The sequence below is a fragment of the Micromonospora sp. ATA51 genome (assembly GCF_016802855.1).
Classification (GTDB): Bacteria; Actinomycetota; Actinomycetes; order Mycobacteriales; family Micromonosporaceae; genus Micromonospora; species Micromonospora sicca.
In genome coordinates, this window is the sequence record NZ_JAEVHJ010000457.1 from 1 (window position 1) to 3968 (window position 3968).

The 3968-nt window shown below is 73.5% G+C and carries 2 protein-coding genes and 2 pseudogenes; 2 read left to right on the forward strand and 2 right to left on the reverse strand.

Annotated elements, in window-relative coordinates; genetic code table 11:
* Positions 1-1188, reverse strand: a pseudogene (locus tag JNW87_RS35810) (low temperature requirement protein A); the annotation flags it as partial.
* Between the two features lie 57 nt (positions 1189-1245).
* A pseudogene (locus JNW87_RS35815) lies at positions 1246-1826 on the reverse strand (HhH-GPD-type base excision DNA repair protein).
* Between the two features lie 233 nt (positions 1827-2059).
* Between JNW87_RS35815 and JNW87_RS35820 the strand changes: the two are divergent.
* Both JNW87_RS35820 and dtd read left to right on the forward strand, forming a co-directional pair.
* Entirely contained in the window at positions 2060-3529 is a 1470-nt protein-coding gene (locus JNW87_RS35820) for a methyltransferase (protein ID WP_238455224.1), read from the forward strand.
* A complete protein-coding gene (dtd, locus tag JNW87_RS35825) occupies positions 3529-3951 on the forward strand; it encodes a D-aminoacyl-tRNA deacylase (protein ID WP_109801990.1) in 423 nt (140 codons plus the stop codon). Before JNW87_RS35820 ends, dtd begins: the two co-directional genes overlap by 1 nt.
* Positions 3952-3968 lie beyond the last annotated feature (17 nt).

A 3968-nucleotide genomic window follows, 5' to 3' on the forward strand; every position in this document is an offset into this window, starting at 1 on the left:
GTGCCGCCGCCGGCGACGAGCAGTTGCCAGCTCGCCGAGGCGAGGAACGCGCCCGCCACGAAGAGCCAGCACCCCCGTGGTCGCCGCGCCGACCGCCAGCGGAGGCAGCCGGACGACCAGGGGCAGCATCGCCACCAGGACGACGAGGCCGACCAGCCGGGACCGGGACACCCGGCCGAACACCTCGTACTCGAAACGCGTCCGGCCCAGCACGAAGAGCGCCGGACGCCGACGATCACGGTGAGCCAGGCCGGGTCGGTGTGCCCGCCGGGATGGGCGATGACGATCTCGTAGCCGACCGCGGCGGCCACGATGCCGGCCACCATGACCAGGTGGGTATAGGTCGCCGACTCGGCGAGCCGGCCGGGTCGCGCCGACCCGGCCACCGCCTCCACCAGCACCGTGCCGGCGCGGTAGAAGTAGATCCGCCAGAGCAGCACGGTGCTCGAGAACGTGATGGCGAAGGCCACCCACTGGGCACCCGCGAACTCGCTCATGCTGAAGCCGAAGCCACTGATGATGATCATCTCGCCGAGCGCGATGATGATGAACTGCTGGTAGCGCTCGGCCAGGTGCTCTCCGGTGACCGTCCAGGAGGAGGCGGGCGATCGGCCCCGTCCGGGCAGCGGCCAGCCCAGCCGGGCGGCGACGTAGTCGATGATCAGCGCGGCCGTCCAGAGCACCCCGCGGGCGTCGTCGTGCACGACCGCTCCGACGATCCACGGCACCGCCGACGCCACCGCCCAGACGAGGACCCGGCCGGCGATGTGCCCGGTGGTGCCGCATCACCACGGTGAGGAAGAGCGGACGGCCGACCTGGACGGCGACGTAGCCGAGCGCGAAGGAGAGGCCCCGGGTGTCGAACGCCTCCGGCAGCGACACGGCCATCACCATGCTGGCGAACATCGAGCCCGCCACGACCAGTTGAAGGGTCGGCTGCTCCGGGTTGTACCGGCTCGTCGTCCACGTGGTCTGCGACCAGACCATCCAGAGCGCGAGCAGGAGCAACAGCGTCTGTCCCGCCTCGGGCAGGAAGATCGTCCGCTCCACGGTCAGGTCGTTGACCAGCCGGTTCGACACCCGGGTGAGCGCGAAGACGAAGGCGACGTCGAAGAAGAGCTCCAGGAACGTCGCCCGTGGCGAGGTCTGCTCGCCACGGAGGAGCTGCTCCCCCCGCTTCTCCGCCATCCCCCGCCCGCCGTCGTCGCCTGAGCATCTCAACGACGGGGGCGGGCGGCAGTTGCGTCAGGCTTTCCCGGCCTTCGACTTCGCCTCGGCCTTGGCCGCCTGCTTGAACTCGCGGACCCGGCGCAGCGACTCCGGGTCGGTGACGTCGGCCACCGACCGGTACGCGTCCGCGTCGCCGTACCCGCCCGCGGCCTCCCGCCAGCCCTGCGGGGTCACCCCGTACCGCTTGCCGAGCAGGGCCACGAAGATCTGCGCCTTCTGCTTGCCGAAGCCGGGCAGCTCAGTGACCCGACGCAGCAGCTCCCGGCCGTCGGTGACGTCCGCCCAGAGCCGGGCCGGGTCGCCGTCGTACCGGTCGACGAGGATCCGGCAGACCTCCTGCACCCGGGCCGCCATCGCCTTCGGGAACCGGTGCAGGGCCGGTGGCTGGGCGAAGAGCTCGACCAGGGCCTCCGGGGCGTACCCGGCCAGTTCGCGGGCGTCCGGCTCGTGTCCGAGCCGCTGGGTCAGCACGTACGGCGACGAGAACGCCTTCTCCATCGGCACCTGCTGGTCGAGCACCATGCCGAGGAGCAGCGCCAACGGGCTGCGCTCCAGCAGCCGGTTGCGTCCGGGTCGATGGGCAGCGAGAGCGTCATGCCCCCATCCTGCCGCCTCCGCGCGGCGCGGGCCGCGCCGACTCCCCGAGTCGGGACGGCAACCGGCCCGAACAGGCGTGGGGTCCGCCGGGACGGCCGCGGGCGCGCCGTCAGTTGACGACGAAGAGCAGCCGACATCGTCTGACTGGCTACCGGGTGCGTCCGGGCGGGATGTCCCGGGTGCCGGCCGATCCGCGCCGGCCGCGAGGCAGGATGGCGACGTGGAACACGACATGCTGCTCTCCCCCGCCGGCGTCGAGGCGCTGCGAACCGCGCTGACCCGGGCGCACTTCACCTCGAACGGCATCGCCGGTCGGCTCGGCGCGCAGGCCACCGGCGGGGTGGCCCGCAACGACTTCCGGGCCGCGCTGCGCGCCACCGAGGACCGTGACCCGCTCGCCACCCTGATCCGGGTGTTCATCTGCGACCAGACCGAGCCGGACGCGGCGGTGGCCGCCGCGCTCGCGCCGCTGACCGTCTCCGAGGCGCTCGCCGGCGGGCTGGTCGAGCGGTACGGCGACGGCCTGCGCGCCGGCGTCGACCTGGAGCCGTACGGGGACGAGTGGTGGGTGCTCGCCGACGTGCCGGCCAGCGCCCGGCCCGGAAAGCCGCTGCACGCCGAGCACGTGCTGGGCATCGGCGGCGCCACCCAGACGCTGATCGGCGCGACCGTGCGCCGTCCGGTGGAGACCGCGCTGGACCTGGGCACCGGCTCCGGCGTGCAGGCCCTGCACCTGGCCACCCACGCCCGGCGGGTCACCGCGACCGACGTCTCCGAGCGGGCGCTGCGCTTCGCTGCCACCACCGCCGCGCTGAACGGCCAGGACTGGGAACTGCTCCGCGGCGATCTGGTCGCTCCGGTCGCCGGCCGCCGCTTCGACCTGGTGGTGAGCAATCCGCCGTTCGTGGTCGGCCCGGGCACCACCACCCACGTCTACCGGGACTCGGGCCGGGTCGGCGACGCGATCGGGGCCGAACTGGCCGCCGCGGCGCCGCACCTGCTCACCGACGGCGGCACCATGCAGTACCTGGCCAACTGGGTGCACGTCACCGGCGAGGAGTGGGACGAGCGGGTGGCCGGCTGGTTCGCCGGCACCGGGCTGGACGCCTGGGTGATCCAGCGCGAGGTGGCGGACCCGATGGCGTACGTCAACCTGTGGCTGACCGACGTCGGCGAGGCGGCCGACCCGCAGCGGATGGCGGCCTGGCTGGACTGGTTCGACGCGCACAAGGTGGAGGCGATCGGTTTCGGCATCGTCTCGCTGCGCCGCGCCGGCCACGACGAGCCAATCGTCCGGGTGGAGGACCTGCGCCAGCGGGTGGAGCCGCCGATGGGCGACCACATCGCCGCCTGGTTCGACCGCCAGGACTGGCTCCGGGTACGCGACACCGACGCGCTGCTCGCCGCGCGCTACCGGGCCGCCGAGGGGCTCCAGCTCCGGCAGGAGGCCACCATGGGCGACGAGGGCTGGGCGGTGGACCGGCAGGTGCTGGCCATGCCGCGCGGGCTGCGCTGGTCGGAGGAGATCGACCCGCTGGTCCTCGCCCTGGTCGGCGGCGCGGACGGAAGGCTGCCGCTGCGCGACCAGCTCGCCCTGCTCGCCGCCGCGCACGACGTCACCCCCGGGGAGCTGGCCGAGGCGGCCGGCCCGATCGTGGCGCACCTGGTGGAGCGGAGCATCATCGAGCCGGTGACCGACTGATGCGGGCGGTCGTCCAGACGGTGAGCCGGGCCAGCGTGACCGTCGACGGCGAGGTGGTCGGCGAGATCGCCGACGGTCTGCTGGTGCTGCTCGGGGTAACCCACGCCGACACCCCGCACCTCGCCGCCACGATGGCCCGCAAGATCCACGAGCTGCGCATCCTGGACGCGGAGCGCAGCGCCGCCGACACCGGCGCGCCGATCCTGGTGGTCAGCCAGTTCACCCTCTACGGCGACGCAAGAAAGGGCAGACGACCGAGCTGGACCGCGGCCGCCCCCGCAGAGGTCGCCGAACCCCTGGTGACGGCAGTGGTCGAGGCGCTCCGGGCTCGCGGCGCCAAGGTGGAGACCGGCCGCTTCCGCGCCCACATGCTGGTGGAGAGCGTCAACGTGGGCCCCCGCACCCTGCTCCTGGACCTCTGACACCCCACCCCCGCCTT

What these genes read in the sequence shown, in the direction of transcription:
- JNW87_RS35820 (WP_238455224.1), top strand. Translation starts at nt 2,060, where the DNA reads ATGCTGCTCTCCCCCGCCGGCGTCGAGGCGCTGCGAACCGCGCTGACC.
- dtd (WP_109801990.1), top strand. Translation starts at nt 3,529, where the DNA reads ATGCGGGCGGTCGTCCAGACGGTGAGCCGGGCCAGCGTGACCGTCGAC.